13 protein-coding genes are annotated in these 16,459 nt (G+C 68.4%); 10 read left to right on the forward strand and 3 right to left on the reverse strand.

The genetic code is table 11. The features are described 5' to 3' along the window. Positions 1-4 precede the first annotated feature (4 nt). From QFW77_RS11090 to QFW77_RS11110, 5 genes are all read left to right on the forward strand, one after another. Positions 5-973: a peptidoglycan DD-metalloendopeptidase family protein gene (locus QFW77_RS11090; RefSeq protein ID WP_280574739.1), complete on the forward strand. Its 969-nt coding sequence runs from the start codon at positions 5-7 to the stop codon at positions 971-973. Between the two features lie 334 nt (positions 974-1,307). After that, a complete protein-coding gene (locus QFW77_RS11095) occupies positions 1,308-2,912 on the forward strand; it encodes a peptide chain release factor 3 (protein ID WP_280574740.1) in 1,605 nt (534 codons plus the stop codon). A 187-nt stretch (positions 2,913-3,099) separates the two neighbouring features. After that, positions 3,100-3,750: a PAQR family membrane homeostasis protein TrhA gene (trhA, locus tag QFW77_RS11100; protein WP_280574742.1), complete on the forward strand. Its 651-nt coding sequence runs from the start codon at positions 3,100-3,102 to the stop codon at positions 3,748-3,750. A gap of 50 nt (positions 3,751-3,800) precedes the next feature. Beyond that, positions 3,801-4,166: a hypothetical protein gene (locus QFW77_RS11105; protein WP_280574743.1), complete on the forward strand. Its 366-nt coding sequence runs from the start codon at positions 3,801-3,803 to the stop codon at positions 4,164-4,166. 103 nt (positions 4,167-4,269) lie between these two features. Next, positions 4,270-6,219, forward strand: a complete 1,950-nt coding sequence (locus QFW77_RS11110) for an AsmA family protein (RefSeq protein ID WP_280574745.1) — start codon at positions 4,270-4,272, stop codon at positions 6,217-6,219. 109 nt (positions 6,220-6,328) lie between these two features. Here the strand turns inward: QFW77_RS11110 and QFW77_RS11115 are convergent, their stop codons facing one another. Genes QFW77_RS11115 through mtgA form a run of 3 tightly spaced genes read right to left on the reverse strand, consistent with a single transcriptional unit; the run spans position 6,329 to position 8,508 of the window. Beyond that, positions 6,329-6,760: a CBS domain-containing protein gene (locus tag QFW77_RS11115; protein ID WP_280574746.1), complete on the reverse strand. Its 432-nt coding sequence runs from the start codon at positions 6,758-6,760 to the stop codon at positions 6,329-6,331. Continuing rightward, positions 6,720-7,745 carry a glycosyltransferase family 2 protein gene (locus QFW77_RS11120; RefSeq protein WP_280574747.1) on the reverse strand — a complete coding sequence of 342 codons (1,026 nt, stop codon included), beginning with the start codon at positions 7,743-7,745 and terminating at the stop codon, positions 6,720-6,722. The genes QFW77_RS11115 and QFW77_RS11120 overlap by 41 nt, the downstream gene beginning before the upstream one ends. A 46-nt stretch (positions 7,746-7,791) precedes the next feature. Further along, positions 7,792-8,508 (reverse strand): monofunctional biosynthetic peptidoglycan transglycosylase, encoded by a 717-nt coding sequence (mtgA, locus tag QFW77_RS11125; protein WP_280574749.1) that lies wholly within the window; start codon positions 8,506-8,508, stop codon positions 7,792-7,794. 121 nt (positions 8,509-8,629) lie between these two features. Between mtgA and hslO the strand changes: the two genes are divergently transcribed. The 5 genes from hslO to QFW77_RS11150 form a co-directional block, all read left to right on the forward strand. Further along, positions 8,630-9,532, forward strand: a complete 903-nt coding sequence (gene hslO / locus QFW77_RS11130) for an Hsp33 family molecular chaperone HslO (RefSeq protein WP_280574750.1) — start codon at positions 8,630-8,632, stop codon at positions 9,530-9,532. A gap of 141 nt (positions 9,533-9,673) precedes the next feature. After that, on the forward strand, positions 9,674-10,525 hold the full coding sequence (locus QFW77_RS11135; RefSeq protein ID WP_425603318.1) for an XOO1806 family protein: 852 nt from the start codon (positions 9,674-9,676) through the stop codon (positions 10,523-10,525). A gap of 182 nt (positions 10,526-10,707) precedes the next feature. Next, positions 10,708-13,578, forward strand: a complete 2,871-nt coding sequence (locus tag QFW77_RS11140; protein WP_280574753.1) for a TonB-dependent receptor — start codon at positions 10,708-10,710, stop codon at positions 13,576-13,578. Positions 13,579-13,754: 176 nt separating this feature from the next. Next, a complete protein-coding gene (locus tag QFW77_RS11145) occupies positions 13,755-15,341 on the forward strand; it encodes a tetratricopeptide repeat-containing sulfotransferase family protein (RefSeq protein WP_280574752.1) in 1,587 nt (528 codons plus the stop codon). 197 nt (positions 15,342-15,538) lie between these two features. Then, on the forward strand, positions 15,539-16,459 hold a 921-nt coding region (locus QFW77_RS11150), incomplete at its 3' end, for an IS481 family transposase (RefSeq protein ID WP_280572385.1).

Below are 16,459 nucleotides of genomic sequence, written 5' to 3' on the forward strand. Positions count from 1 at the left end.
GCCGATGCACGCGCGCTGGACCATGGCGGCGCTGGCAGCCGCCGCCCTGCTGGCGACGCCGGCATGGTCGCAGGCGGCGCGCGTGTACAGATGGACCGGCGAGGACGGCGTGGTCCACTACGGCGACCGGGTCGGCGACGGTGCGCCTGCCGCCGCAGTGACGTTGGTGGCGGTGGAGATCGAGCCCGCCCCGGTGGCGCGGCTGCGGCTCGAGCAGCGCGACGGCCTGGTGCTGGCGTGGGCGGAAAACCTGCTCGACGGCCCGATCGGGGTGGTCCTGCGCGCCTCCGCGGGCGCCGCGCCGCAGGCGCAGCCGGCCCTGCCGGCACGCGCCACGGTGCCAGCGCGCGGCCGGGTCCTGGTGGCACGCATCGCCGGCACCGCGGCGGCCAGCGCGGAACTCCGCCTCGAAGCCGTCCCCGGCCATCCTGGCGCACGGCCGCAGGACATTGAATACGCCTGGCCGCTGCAAAGCCGGCAACTCTACGTCGAGCAGGGCTGGGGCGGCCGCTTCAGCCATGACGATGCGGAGAATCGCCACGCGGTGGACCTGGCAGTCGAGGTCGGGACCCCGGTGCTGGCGGCGCGCGACGGCACGGTGATGCAGGCCGAGTCGGGGTTCACCGCCACCGGCACCGAGGAACGCTACGGCGGCCGCGCGAACTTCGTGCGGATCCTGCACGACGACGGCACGATGGCGGTGTACGCCCATCTGGACGCAGAACGGGTATTCGTAAGCAGCGGCGAGCGGATCCGCCGCGGCCAGCGTATCGCGCTGTCCGGCAATACCGGCTTCAGCAGCGGACCGCACCTGCACTTCGTGGTCCAGGTCAACCGCGGCATGCAGCTGCAGTCGATCCCTTTCCGCATGTTCGGCCCGCGCGGGATCCTGCGCTTCGACGACCCGCAGCAGGCCGCCCCCGCGCCCGCCGACGACCCATCACCGTCGGCGCGGGCCGGCGCCAGCGAATAGCCCAGGAGCGTCTTCGGCTGGGGGCGCGGGGGCGTGAGCCGCGCCGGGGGAGGCGGACAGCAGGCCATGGACGGCCTGCGGCGGCGGATCGGGCCATGGATGGCCCGACTCCGCCGGCAAGGCCTCCCCGGCCCGGGCTCCGCTCTCGTCGAAGGCCGTAGACCCGACACTCCATCGCCGGCAACGCGTCGACCCGCCTTTCGAGCGCCGTAGATCCGAGCCTGCCTCTGCTCACCGGCGAAGGTCGCGGTTCCGACGAACGCAGCAACGACCGGTAGAACCTATAATCGCGCCCTCCCGCCTCCAGACCGGCGCCCATCGGCGCGCTCCCCCCATGCCCGACGTTTCCACTGAAGCCGCGCGCCGCCGCACCTTCGCGATCATCTCGCACCCCGACGCCGGCAAGACCACCCTGACCGAAAAGCTGCTGCTGTTCGGCGGCGCCATCCAGATGGCCGGCAGCGTCAAGGGCCGCAAGGCGGCGCGCCACGCCACCTCCGACTGGATGGCGCTGGAGAAGGAGCGCGGCATCTCGGTGACCTCCTCGGTGATGCAGTTCCCCTACGAGGGCCGCGTCGTCAACCTGCTCGACACCCCCGGTCATGCCGACTTCGGCGAGGACACCTACCGGGTGCTCACGGCGGTCGACTCCGCGCTGATGGTGATCGACGTCGCCAAGGGCGTGGAGGAGCGCACCATCAAGCTGATGGAGGTCTGCCGCCTGCGCGATACGCCGATCATGACCTTCATCAACAAGCTCGACCGCGAAGGCCGCGAGCCGATCGAGCTGCTCGACGAAGTCGAATCCGTGCTCGGCATCCAGTGCGCCCCGGTCACCTGGCCGATCGGCATGGGCCAGCGCCTCAAGGGCGTGGTGCACCTGCTCACCGGCGAGGTGCACCTCTACGAACCGGGCCGCAACTTCACCCGGCAGGACTCGACCATCTTCGCCTCCATCGAAGACCCCGCCCTCGAGGCGCGGATCGGCGCGCAGATGCTGACCGAGCTGCGCGACGAGCTCGCGCTGGTGCAGGGCGCGTCGCACCCCTTCGATGCCGGGGCCTACCTGGCCGGCCGCCAGACCCCGGTGTTCTTCGGTTCGGCGGTGAACAATTTCGGCGTGCAGCCACTGCTCGATTTCTTCGTCGGACACGCTCCGCCGCCCCAGCCCCGCGCCACCACCACCCGTATGGTACGGCCAGCCGAGGAGCGGCTGACCGGGTTCGTGTTCAAGATCCAGGCCAACATGGATCCGCAGCACCGCGACCGGGTCGCCTTCATGCGGGTCTGCTCGGGCCGCTTCGTGGCCGGGATGAAGGCGTTCCACGTGCGCGCCGGCAAGGAGGTCAAGCTCGCCAACGCGCTCACCTTCATGGCCAGCGACCGCGAGATCGCCGCCGAGGCCTGGCCCGGCGACGTGATCGGCATCCACAACCACGGCACCATTTCCATCGGCGACACCTTTACCGAGGGCGAGACGCTGGCCTTCACCGGCATTCCCAATTTCGCACCCGAGCTGTTCCGGCGCGCCCGCCTGCGCGATCCGCTCAAGCTCAAGCAGCTGCAGAAGGGCCTGGCGCAGCTGTCCGAGGAGGGCGCCACCCAGTTCTTCCGCCCGCTGATGTCCAACGACCTGATCCTCGGCGCGGTCGGGGTGCTGCAGTTCGACGTCGCCGCCTACCGGCTCAAGGACGAGTACGGGGTCGACGCCGGGTTCGAGCCGGTAGGCGTGGTGACCACCCGCTGGGTGCGCTGCGGCGACCCCCGGAAGCTGGAGGAGTTCCGCGAGAAGAACGCCCAGCATCTCGGCCTCGACGCCGCCGGCCAGCTGGTCTACCTCGCCCCGACCCGCGTCAACCTTCAGCTGACCGCAGAACGCTGGCCCGATGTGGAACTGCTGGCCACCCGCGAGCACGCCCACGCGGTGGGGATCGACTGAACCGTCACCCGGCCGTGGCCGGCGGGTCGCTACGGTGGCGATCTCCAGCACCGGGCGGCCCATGGATCCCATCACCGCGAACGCCGACAGCGAGCCCGGACAGCTCACCGCAAGTGCGCGGGGACGCCGCGATTGCCGGGCGGGGCGACCGAGCATTTGCTCCAATCGCCCGGACCAAGGTAGCCGGATGAGCCACGCCGCCACCCTGCACGCCAAGCGCCAGGAGCTGGCCAGCGCGCTGACCCACGGCGTGGGAGCGGCGGCCGCGCTGGCCGGGGGCGCGGTGCTGATCGCGCTCGCGGCGCTGCACGGCAATGCCTGGCAGCTCGGCGCGGCGATCGTGTTCGCCATCTCGCTGCTGCTGCTCTACACCGCCTCCACTCTCTATCACGCCGTCACCCACCCGGTCCTCAAGGGCCGGCTCAAGGTCTTCGACCACTGCGCGATCTACCTGCTGATCGCCGGCACCTACACGCCTTTCACCCTCATCGCCCTGCGCGGGCCGCTCGGCTGGTCGCTGTTCGCGGCGATCTGGACCCTGGCGCTGGCCGGCGTGGTGTTCAAGCTGTTCTACACCGGGCGCTTCAGGCGCCTGTCGACGCTGATCTACGTGGCGATGGGGTGGCTGGTCCTGGTGGCGATCAAGCCGGTCCTGAGCGCGCTCGACGCCTGGACCTTCGGCTGGCTGCTCGCCGGCGGCATCGCCTACACGCTGGGCACGTTCTTCTACCACCGCGAAACGGTGCCGTACTCGCACGCGATCTGGCATCTGTTCTGCATCGCCGGCAGCGTCTGCCACTACGTCGCGGTCATGGCCGAGGTGATCGGGCCGGTCTGACGGCCGCCGCGCTATCATGGGCTCCGGTCGAACGCCGCGAGGCGACTCCAGTGAACTTTTCCTTTCCCGGCATCGGTATCCTCCTTGCGCTCCTGCTGACGGCCTGCCAAGCGAAATCTCCGGAGCCGCAGGCCACCGAGCCCTCCCCGGCGCAGGCCCCAGCCGCCGCCGACGACGAGGTGGTGCAGGCGCGCTACGCCTGCGACGACGGCAACCGCGTCGAGCTGATCCGCGAAGGTCGCGTCGCCCGCGTCAGGATGAGCGATGGGCGTACGGTGCGGCTCGGCGCCATCGCCGGCAGCACGCCGCCGACCTGGGCGGACGTCGGTCTCCGGCTGGTGGTCGATGACGACTACGTCGAGCTCTCCCAGGAGGACGGCGGCCGCAGCCTGCGCTGCGAGCCGATCCAGGACTAGGCGCGCCTGACGGCCGCTGCCGGCTGAACCGGAGGGTGCGGCATTCACCCCTGCTTTACCGCCGCCTGACGATGGTGTCGGCAGTTCACACCGCAGGGCGGGCATGGCAACCGACGCTCCACGCACTCCCCGGGCGATCGCGATCGCCGCGGACCATCCGTGGTGGAGCGCCCTGGCCGCTGTCGCGCTGGCCGTGCTGGCGATGTGGCTGTTCTGGGACTGGAACTGGTTCAAGGGGGCGGTCGAGCGCGGGGTGGAATCGCGCATCGGCCGCAGCTTCGAGATCGGCGGCGATCTGGACGTCGATCCCGCCCTAGAAACCACGATCCGCGCCGATGACCTCCGCCTCGGGAACGCGTCCTGGGCCAAGGAAACCGAAATGGCCAGCGCCGACCGCCTGGAGCTGCGCATCAGCCTGGCTTCCCTGTTCACCGGGCGCGGCGTACGGATTCCCGACATCCGCCTGACGAAACCGCGGCTGCGCCTGGAGACCGGACCCGAGGGCGGCGGCAACTGGGATTTCGCCCGGTCCGGGGATGGAGACCGGCCGCGACTCGAGCGGTTGTGGATCGAGGAGGGCCGGCTGCTCTTCGTCGACGCCGCGCACGACACCCTCATCGACGCCCGCGTCGCGAGCCGCGAGCCGCAGCGCGAAGGAGCCGCGCCGCCGGTCGGAATCGCGGGCGAAGGCCGCTGGCGCGGCAACCCGTTCCGCCTGGAGGGCAGCGCCCAGTCTCCGCTCGACCTGCAGGACACGGAGAACGCCTACCGCCTGGACCTGCACGCCACCGCCGGCACCACCCGCGCCCATGCACGCGGGGCGCTGGTCGATCCGTTCCGGCTGGAGCGGTTCGACCTGCAGATGGCGCTGTCCGGGCGCGACCTGGAGGACCTGTACCCGCTGCTCGGCATCGCCATGCCCTCCACGCCGCCCTACTCCCTGGACGGCCGTTTTCGCCGCGAGGGCGACACCTGGCGCTATACCGGCTTCGAGGGAAAGGTGGGCGACAGCGACCTGGCCGGCGACGTGACCGTGGAGGCCGGCGGCGAACGTCCGGTGCTCCGTGCCGACCTCACCTCGGACCTGCTCGACCTGGACGATCTGGCGGGCTTCATCGGCGCGCCGCCGCAATCGGGAGATGGCGAGACCGCCAACGAGACGCAGCGCGAGCGGGCGCAGCAGCAGGCCACCAGCGACCGGGTGCTTCCCGACACTCCATACGCGCTGGACAAGCTGCACGCGATGGACGCCGACGTGCGCCTGCGCGCCCGGCGCATCGACGCCCCCACGCTGCCGCTGGACGACATGGAGGCGCATCTGCTGCTGGAGAGCGGCCAGGTCACCCTGGACCCGCTGAACTTCGGCGTCGCCGGCGGAGACATCCGCGCGACCGTGCGCATGGATTCGAACCAGCAGCCGATCCGCACCCGGCTGGACGCCCGGATCGAGGGCCTGCAGCTGGCCCGGCTGTTCCCGGACTCGGCGCTGGCGAAGGACGCGGTCGGCGCGATCGGCGGCGTGGTGGGCATCAGCGGCACCGGCAACTCGGTGGCGAAGATGCTCGGCAGCGCGGACGGCGACATCGCCGTGGGCATGGGCCCGGGGAAGGTCAGCAACCTGCTGGTGGAGTTCGCCGGCGTCGACATCGCCGAGGCGCTGCGTTTCCTCATCACCGGCGACCGCATCATCCCGGTGCGTTGCGCGTTCGGCGATTTCGCGGTGCGCGACGGGGTGATGGAGGCGCGTGCGCTGGCGTTCGACACCACCGACACGATCATCCTCGGCGAGGGCAGCATCAGCCTGCGCGACGAGACCCTGGATCTGGTGCTCAAGCCGCGCCCGAAGGATCGCAGCATCCTCTCGCTGCGCTCGCCGCTGGTCGCGGACGGCACCTTCCGCGACCCCAGCTTCCGCCCCGACATGGGCCGGCTCGGCCTGCGCGGCGCGCTGGCGATCACCCTGGGCACCATCGCCCCGCCGGCCGCCCTGCTCGCCATGCTCGAACTGGGCGGGGGCGAGGACAGCAGCTGCGGCGGGCAGTACGCGGAGTAGCCCGCCCGACGCGTCTATCGCTTCCGAAGGATGACGGGCTTGGGTGGAGATGGCCGCCAGGCATCGGGCGGGCGGCCAGCCACCGCTGCCGTCGAGAAAGGGAGCCGGGTCAGGACGCGATGTAGCGCTGCAGCTGGTCGAGTTCCAGCTGCTGGTCCTCGATGACCGCCTTGACCAGGTCGCCGATCGACACTACCCCCAGCACGTTTCCGGCCGCGTCGGCGACCGGCAGGTGGCGGATGCGTTCCCGCGTGACCAGCTGCATGCAGCCCTGCACGTTGTCGTCCAGGGCAACCGTGATGACCTTCGCGGTCATGATGTCGCGCACCGGCGTGTCCTTCGACGACCGCCCCTCGAGCACGATCTTGCGGGCGTAGTCGCGTTCCGAAAGGATCCCGGCCAGGCGCCCCCCCTGCATCACCAGCACCGCACCGATGTGCTTGTGCGCCATCAGCCGGATCGCCTCGATCACCGGCACGTCCGGCGCCACCGCGAAGATCTCAGGCGCCTTCGCCTCCAGCAGCTGTCTCACCGTACGCATGGCGCTCACCTCCGCTCGGCTGGGTCCGGCCCGAGCATACTCCCGCGGCCGGCAACCAGCTGTCGACGAGATACAGCGGCCGCTGCTTGGACTCCTCGTACAGCCGGCCCAGGTATTCGCCGATCATGCCCAGGGCGATCAGCTGCACGCCCCCCAGGAACAGGATCACCACCATCATCGTGGGCCAGCCCGCCACCGGGTCGCCGAGGAAGATCGCCTTCACCACCACCCACACCGCATAAGCGAAGGCCAGCACCGCGCTGCCCAGGCCCACGTAGGTCGCCAGCCGCAACGGCGCGGTCGAGAAGCTGGTGATCCCTTCGAGCGCGAAGTTCCACAGCCGCCAGAAATTGAACTTGCTGTCGCCGGCCAGGCGCGGCTCGCGCCGGTAGGGGATCGAGACGCGCCGGTAGCCGACCCAGCCGAACAGTCCCTTCATGAACCGGTGCCGCTCGCGCAGCTGCCGCAAGGCCGCGAGCGCGCGCGGCGAGAGTAGCCGGAAATCCCCGGTGTCGACCGGGATCGGCGTCTTCGACAGCCGCTGCATCACCCGGTAGAACGCGTGCGCCGAGGCCCGCTTCAGCCAGCCCTCGCCCTCGCGCTGCAAACGGGTGCCGTAGACGTCGTCGTAGCCCTCGCGCCAGCGCGCCACGAACGCCGGGATCAGCTCCGGCGGATCCTGGCCGTCTGCATCCAGGATCAGTGCAGCCCCCTCGTCGACGAGGTCGAGCCCGGCGGTGAGCGCCGCCTCCTTGCCGAAATTGCGCGACAGCCGCAGCAGTGAGACGCGTCCGTCGCCCGCGGCGATCGCGCGCAACACCTCCCAGGTGGAATCGCGGCTGCCGTCGTCGACGTACAGTGCCCGGCCGTCCAGCCCGTCCGCGGCCAGCGCATCGAGCACCGCAGCCAGCCGCCCCTGCAACACCGGCAGGGCCTCGGCCTCGTTGTAGGCGGCGACGACGACGGTCAGGCGGTCCATGGTCATCGGGACATCCTAAGGCTTGCCGCCGCAACCCACACCGCCGCCGGGTTCAATCCAGCCGCTCCAGGTACGCGACGCCGCCGATCTGGCGCATCTGCCGCTCGATCGCCGCGGTCCGCCGCTGCACGTAGGGCCCGGGACGGGCGGCGCTGTATCGTCGCGGGCTGGGCAGCACCGCGGCCAGGCGCGCGCTCTGGGTCTGGGAAAGACCCTCCGCATCCCTGCCGAAGAAGGCGCGCGCCGCCGCCTGCGCACCGTATACGCCGTCGCCGAACTCGGCGACGTTCACATAGACCTCGAGAATGCGCCGCTTCGGCCAGATCGCCTCGACCAGCACCGTGTACCACGCCTCCAGCCCCTTCCGGACCCAGCTGCGGCCGTTCCACAGGAACAAGTTCTTGGCCACCTGCTGGCTGATCGTGCTGGCACCGCGCAGCCGCCCGCCGCGCGCGTTGTGCTCGCGCGCCTTCTGTATGGCCTCGAGGTCGAACCCATGATGCGTGGCGAAGTTCTGGTCCTCCGCGGCGATCGCGGCCAGCGGCAGCGCCGGCGCGATCCGGTCGAGATCACGCCACTGGTAAGCGTGGCGGAACCCGCTGTCGCCGGCGCGCCACGCGTCGGCGTGGCGCGCCGCCATGAACATCGACAGCGGAGGATCGAGGAAACGCAGCGCCGCCACCTGCAGCACGCTGAACACTGCCAGCAGCACCGGCAGCAGCAACAGCCGCCGCAGCCAGGGCCGGCGACGTGGCCGGCGCGCCCTCATCGCCGCCGATCCCGCTTGAGCCCCGCCGATCCGCCCCCATCCATCGTCTTCTTCGCCATGTCCGCTGCCCGCATTATCGGACATCATGGCGCCGCCGCACCCGCTGCCGATCCCGATCCCTATGAACGACCGCCCCGCCGACACCGACAGCCTCGACCGCTTCCTGCTGCCCCGGGCCGGTGTGCGCGGGGTGCGCGTCCACCTGGGCGGGACCTGGGAGGCGATCCGCAGCCGCGACACGCTTTCCCCGGGCGCCGCCACGCTGCTGGGGGAGGCGTGTGCGGCCGCAGCACTGTTCACCGGGCATGCAAAGGTGGAGGGCCGCCTGTCGGTGCACCTGCGCGGCCAGGGCGCGCTACGCACGCTGTTCGCCGAATGCACCGCGGCCGGCACCCTGCGCGGCATCGTCCGCCTCGCCGACGACGGCGCGACGCTCCCGTCCGGCCTGCGCGACGCCGCCGCCAGCGCCATCCTGGCGATCACCGTCGAGAACCCGGGCACGGGCAACCGCGAACCCCAGCGCTACCAGGGCCTGGTGGAGATCGCCGCCGATTCGCTGTCCGAAGCGTTCGAGGGCTACTTCCACCAGTCCGAGCAGTTGCCCACCCGCCTGCTGCTTGCCGCCGACGGGCATGCGGCGGCCGGGCTGATGCTGCAGAAGCTGCCCGGCGACCAGGGCGATGCCGACGGCTGGGACCGGGCCAGTGCCCTGTTCGACACCCTGAGGCCCGCCGAACTGCTGGCCTGGCCGGGCGCAACGCTGCTCCATCGCCTCTTCCACGAGGAGGCGCCGGAGCCGCTGGGCGCCAGACCGCTGCGATTCGGGTGTTCGTGTTCGCGCGGGCGCGTCGCCGAGGTCCTGCGATCGCTCGGGCAGGAGGAGGCGGGGGCGGCGGTCATCGACGGCCTGGCCCGCATCCACTGCGAATTCTGCGGCCAGGCCTACGAATTCGATCGGGATGCCGTTGACGCCTTGTTCACGGCCACCGGCGCTCCAATGGACGCCCCGCACCGGTTGCAGTAGCCGGGAGCGGGCCGGGGATCTTGTTAAATAAACATAAATCGGGTAGAATCGGGTCCCGCTGGTTCCGGGGAACTTCCGACTCCACCCTCGGGTCGACCGACCGTCATGCATCTGCGCCCTGCCAAGCTCGCGATTGCCGCCCTGCTCGCCTTCGGCGCCACGCTGGGTGCACACGCGCAGGATCGCCGCGCCGCGTCCGGCGACGGCGAACAGACGGTGCTTCCGATCTGGAACAACGCCAGCGGGCGGCTCGAAGCGCTGCTGGTGCTCGAGCCCGCCGACGACGGCGCCGCGCGCAGCGGCGCACGGTTGCGTTTCGGCGGCAACCGCCTGGATGCGGCTTTCGGCCTGGAATCGGGCGATTCGCTCGCCTTGCTCTGCAACGATCCGAGCGGGCTGTCGCACGCGCTCGGCAACTTGGCCAACAACTGCCTGCTCGCATCGCTCGACGACGATCTCGGCGATGACGGCGGGCGCCGCAGTTCGGCCACCGCCGCCTTCAGCCGCCCCGGCGGCAGCATCGGCCTGGCGGTCGGCGAGAGCAGCGGCGATCTCCCTGCATGGATGACCTCGACCGGGCCGCGTGGCGGCGCCAGTCAGGTCGACAGCAACGATCTCACCGTGTTCGCGCAGAAGAACATCAGCGACCAGGGTTTCGTCTCGATCGCCGGCACCGTCGCCAAGGCGCGCCTCATCCCCTACGCCCAGGCGCCGGCCGGTCTGGCCGATCGCTGGGACAGCCGTTCGTTGACCGTCGGCGGCGGTTTCGGCAATTTCGGCGCCAACGTCATCGGCCAGGTCATCGACACTCCGGGCCAGCCGCGCTGGGAAGGCCTCGGACTCGGCCTGACATGGCGGACGCCCTGGAGCGGGCAGCTCACCGTGGGCGCCGAGAACGTCGTCACGCGCGGCAGGAATCCTTTCTCACCGCGCGGTGAGAACGGCGAGGACGAGGGCACGGTGCCCTATGTCCGCTACGAGCAGGATCTCTGACGGCTGCTCGGCATCACCGCGGGAAACGTGAAAGTTCCGTTTTTCGCCGTCTCGATTAACGACACTTTAATTTTTCTCCGAGGGGGGCTACTATCGGCCCCGGCCTTGCCGAATTAGGCGTTTTAGTTGACGCCACCGGCGGGTTCCCATGGGAATTTCCCAAGACTCACTTGGAGAGAGAGATGACATTCAAGACCACCCAGCTCCGCGACGCGATCACCCTCGCGCTCGCCGCAGGTGCAACCGCCCTGGCGGGCACGGGCGTTGCGTTCGCCCAGGAAACCGAGCAGGAAGCCACCACCCTCGACCGCATCGAGGTGACCGGCTCGCGTATCCGCCAGGTCGACATCGAGACCGCTCAGCCGGTCGTGACCATCAGCCGCGATGAAATCCAGGCCGGTGGGTTCAATACCGTTGCCGACCTGCTGCAGAACATTCCTTCGGCGGGTTCCCCTACATTCAGCCGCACCTCGCCGCTGACCGCCAACCAGGAAGCGGGCGGTCAGTACATCGACCTGCGCAACCTCGGCGCACAGCGCACTCTGGTCTTGGTCAACGGCAAGCGCCTGGGCATCAGCCCCGATGGCTTCCAGGACGTGTCCACCATCCCGACCGCCATGGTCGAACGCATCGACGTCCTGAAGGACGGCGCCTCCTCCATCTACGGCTCCGACGCCATGGCTGGCGTCATCAACATCATCACCCGGCGCAACTTCGAGGGCGCCGAAGTCAACGCTTACTACGGCCAGTACGGCGAAGGCGACGGAGCGAAGCAGACCTACGACTTCGTGATCGGCATGGCCGGCGATCGTGGCTCGGTCACCATCGGCGCCGAGTATCACGATGAAGAAAGCGTCTGGGCGCGCGACCGCTGGTTCTCCGACGATTCCTACCCCGGCTACCCGCAGTACAGCACCACCCCCGTCGGTCAGTGGGGCAACTGGCGCGTGAGCGGTGATGACCCCTGGCAGGTCGCCGATCGCGGCAGCGACGCCCTGGGCACGGACGGCTGGCACGACCAGACCGCCGCCGACACCAGCAAGCCGACCGACCAGATGCACTTGCTGACCCCGCTCGAACGCCGTTCGCTGTTCGTCAGCACCAACTACGATCTGACCGACGACATCCGCTTCCTCGCCGACCTGGGCTACACCAAGCGCTCCTCGTTCCGCCAGATCGCCGGCTACCCGACCCAGTCGCAGGCCGCTGCCATCCAGGCTCCGATGTCGGCCGACAGCTACTTCAACCCGACCGGCGGCACCGACCCGGTCAACTGGCGCCGTCGCGGTTGGGAAGTGCCGCGCACCACGGACACCGACCAGACCACTTGGCGCGCGAGCTTGGCGCTGCAGGGCGCGTTCGAAATCGGCACACGGTACTTCGACTGGGACGTCGGGTACATGTACAACGAGAACGAGCTGCGGATCGTCAACAACGGCAACCTCTATATCCCGAACATCCGCCAGGCGGTGGGTCCGTCGTTCATGAACGCCCAGGGCCAGATCGTCTGCGGCACCGAGGGCACCGGGGTCGACGGCGCCGACGAGGTGATCGCCGGTTGCGTGCCATGGAACCCCTTCGCCGGCTTCGGCACGGGTGCGGTGGCCCATTCGCTGGCTGATCCGGCGGTCCAGGACTATCTCTACAAGCAAGAGCATGCGCTGGGCAGGACCGAGACCAACAACTACTTCGCCAACCTGACCGGTTCGCTGTGGACGTTGCCTGCAGGCGACCTGGGCTTCGCGGTGGGCGTCGAGCACCGCAAGGAAGAAGGCGGCTTCACCCCGGACGCGATCGCGCAGTCGGGCGATTCCACCAATCTGGCGTCCGGCCCGACCTACGGTTCGTACTCGGTGGACGAGGTCTATGCCGAGTTGAACATCCCGATCCTGGCCGATGCTCCTTTCGCCCAGGAACTGTCGCTCAGCGTGGCCAGCCGCTATTCGGACTTCGATACCTTCGGTGACACCACGAACAACAAGTTCGGGCTGAAGTGGCGACCGATCGACGACCTGCTGGTCCGCGGCACCTGGGCCGAGGGCTTCCGCGCGCCGTCCATTGGCGACCTGTACGGCGGCACGACGGATACCTTCACCACCGGTTTCCACGATCCCTGCGACAGCGTCTATGGCGATGCCCGCGGCTCGGCCCGCTGCCTTCAGGACGTGCCGGCCAACTATCGCCAGCTGCAGCAAGGCTTCGAGCCCACCGATGGCCGGGTTGCTCAGACGCCGGTCCCGTTCCGCTCGGGCTCCAACCCCTTCCTCGAGCCGGAATTCTCCACGTCCAAGACGCTCGGCCTGGTGTACAGCCCGAGCTACGTGGAAGGCCTGTCCGTCGCGCTCGACTGGTGGAACATCAGGATCGAAAACACGATCGTTGCCGACACGCCGAACGAAATCCTGAACGACTGCTACGTCGCCCTGATCGAAAGCCGCTGCGAGCTGTTCTCGCGTAGCCCATCTCTCGGCTACATCGTGACCGAGCTCGGGTTCGGTGGCCGGAACTCCGGCTATGCCGAAACCGAAGGTTTCGACCTGGACCTGAACTACACGCTCAACACCGACTACGGTCAGTTCGGCGCCAGGTGGGCAACGACCTACGTCAGCAGCTACGAAACCAAGTCCACGAACGATCCGGAAGAGGTACCGAGCCAGGCCAACGGTTTCGAGGACAGCTTCCGCATCCGCTCGAATCTAAACCTGAATTGGGCGCTCAACGACTTTGCGGTCAACTGGGGCATCCGGTACAACTCGGGCAGCAAGGAAGCGTGCATGGGCTTCGGCGACGGACGGCACTGCTCGATCCCGGACTACCAGGCACCGGATACGCTGGGCGCGGTCGTTCCGCACAACGAAGTGGGTTCGGTGGCGTTCAACGACGTGCAGTTCAGCTGGAACGCGCCGTGGAATGCCAGGATCGCCGTTGGCGCCAACAACGTGTTCGATCGCGACCCGCCGATCTACTACACGCAGCCGAGCTCCGGCTATGCGTTCTACGGCGGTCACGACATCGGCCGCTTCGTGTACATGCGCTACCAGCAGAGCTTCTGATCCTAGAAGTTCCGTTGTGCTCCAAGACTACAGCCCCGCAAGGGGCTGTAGTCTTTTCTGCGGACGCGCTTTTGGCGACGTCGGCCCACTCATCCATAATGCCGAACCGGCACGTAGACGTTGGCCACCGCGCCCGGCAGAGGCAGTCATTCGATGCTTCAAGAGCACCCCCATCCATGGACGTAGCCGAGCTCAAGAAAAAGGCGCTCGCCGCCATGCATCAGCGGCGCTGGGACGATGCGCATTCGCAAGCCGCTCGCTTGATCGAACGAACCCCTTTCGACCCAGAGAGCCACTTCATCGCGGGCGTCGCCGTGCTGGAACGAAGCAGGATCCGCGACGCGCAGGACCATTTCAGGCGGGCGATCACGCTGGATCCGCAGCGCGCCGATTTTCATCTTTACCTGGCAAGGGCATGCGTTGCGTCGCAGGACTATGCCGCGGCCCTGGCTGCGGCCGGCAAGGCCGAACGTCTCCTGCTGCCGGAAAACGCTGCTGGATTCGACACGCTCGGCGTCGTACTGGTGCAATGCCACGCCTACGAGCGCGCGGCACACGCCTTTCGCAGGGCGGCACGGCTCATGCCCGGAGATTCTGGAGTGCGCTTCAACCTCGGCACCGCGCTCACCTTCCTTGGTGATCTGGATGGCGCCGAACGCGAGCTGGAGGCCAGTGTCGCCCTGAACCCGCATCACTGGAGGGCGCACCATTCCCTGTCCCAACTACGCAGGCAGTCCAGGGAATCCAACCACATACAACGCCTATCGGCTCTGGCCGAACGCGCGGCGGGCAAGGTCACCGCAACCACATTCCTCAACATGGCATTGGCCAAGGAATTTGAGGACATCGGCGACTACGAAAGCGCCTTCGACCATTGCGTGCTCGGCAAGGCAGCTCCCAGGGAATTGCTTCGGTATTCCAGGTCGAAGGACAGGGACCTGTTCGCTGCATTGGCCTCGGTCTTCCCTGCCCCCTATTCCAGTCCGACCACCCAGGGCAGCGCCGCCGAAGATCCGATTTTCATCGTCGGCATGCCGCGCACCGGCACTACCTTGGTGGACCGGATCATCTCCAGCCACCCCCAAGTCCAGTCCGCCGGGGAACTGCACAATTTCCCCTCCGCCTGGAAGCGCGCGTTAGGCGGCCAGTCGTTCGAGATGTTCAATCCAGCGCACATTTCCCGCGCAGGCGCGAATGCTGTCGACTGGCGTAGGTTGGGCGACGACTACGTGGCCAGCACCCGCGCATTCACAGGCTCGCTGCCGTTCTTTACCGACAAGCTGCCGCACAACTTCCTGTACCTGGGGTACATCGCCTGCGCGCTGCCGGCGGCGAAGATCGTCTGTGTCCGTCGGCACCCACTTGACACCTGTCTCAGCAATTTCAGGCAGCTTTTCGCGCCGGAGTCGCCCTACTTCGACTATTCCTACGACCTCCTCGACATCGGGCACTACTACATCCTGTTCGACGGGCTAATGGCGCATTGGAAAAGGGCGTTTCCCGGACGGATCCTGGAAGTGGGGTACGAAGCGCTGGTGACGGAACAGGAAAACACCAGCCGCGCAATCGTCTCCCATTGCGAACTCGAATGGGACGACGCGTGCCTGGCGTTCGAAAAGAACCTCTCCCCGGTCACAACCGCGAGCGCCGTCCAGGTTCGGGCGCCGATGTATACCACCGCACTGGATCGGTGGAAGCGCTATCGCTCCCGCCTGCAGCCGCTCCGGGAGATGCTGGAGAAGGCAGGCATCATCTGCGATTGAAGGCCGCGCACCTTCTGGTAGGCCTCCCAAGCCGCGCCTGTCTTTTGCTCGAGAACGGCGCAAACCAGGTGGTACCGGCCAGTCGATTTGCACGATTCTCCAGGCGACCGCTAGCTGTGATCTCTCAGTAGGTTGTTCATCCGGGGTGATCCCGGAACACTGGAGGTGCGACCCATTCAGCACCCCAGGAGCCCCGGATGAACCTGCATAAACATGCCCGTCTTACGCCTCGCGGTCGAGCCCTGCTTGTGGAACGGGTGATCGAGCACGGTCTTCGGGTCGAAGAAGCCGCCCACGCTGCGGGTGTGAGCACTCGAACGGCCTACAAGTGGTTGCGCCGCTTCCGCGAGGAAGGCCCGGGAGGGCTCCAGGACCGTTCGTCGCGCCCGCTTCGCTGCCCCAGTGCCACGCCGGCGCCGGTCGTCGAGCAGGTAGTCGCCCTGCGTCGCCAGCGGCGGACCTATCGCCAGATCTCGCTGGCACTGCCCGTCGGCCGGAGCACGATCGCGCGGCTGATGCGTCGTGCCGGTCTGCATCGACTGGCCGAGCTGGCGCCAGCGCGCCCGGACCACCGCTACGAGTACCCACAGGTGGGTGATCTGTTGCATCTGGACATCAAGAAGCTGGGCCGGTTCTGGCGCCCCGGACATCGCGTCACCGGCGCTCGCCAGGGCACTTCGGATGGCGCCGGTTGGGAGTTCGTCCACCTTGCCATCGACGACCACTCCCGGATCGCCTTCGGTACCGTCGAGAACGACGAACGTGGCACCAGTGCGTGCCGGGCGCTGCTGCAAGCGCTACGGTACTACCGCGGCCTTGGCATCACCTTCGCCCGGGTCATGACCGACAACGGCGCCTGTTACAAGTCCCGGCTGTTCCGCCGGCTCCTGCGCCGACTGGGCCTGCGCCACCTGCGCACGCGCCCCTACACGCCCCGTACCAACGGCAAGGCCGAACGACTGGTCCAGACCACATTGCGCGAGTGGGCTTACGCTCGCTCCTATGACAGCTCAGACCAGCGGCGCCAGGCCCTGCCTCACTGGCTCCATCAGTACAACTGGCATCGACCACATGCCAGCCTCGGCTACCGGCCGCCTATCAGTCGCCTCCAGCGTCCA

It is taken from the genome of Luteimonas endophytica, from assembly GCF_029887875.1.
Taxonomy (GTDB): domain Bacteria; phylum Pseudomonadota; class Gammaproteobacteria; order Xanthomonadales; family Xanthomonadaceae; genus Luteimonas; species Luteimonas endophytica.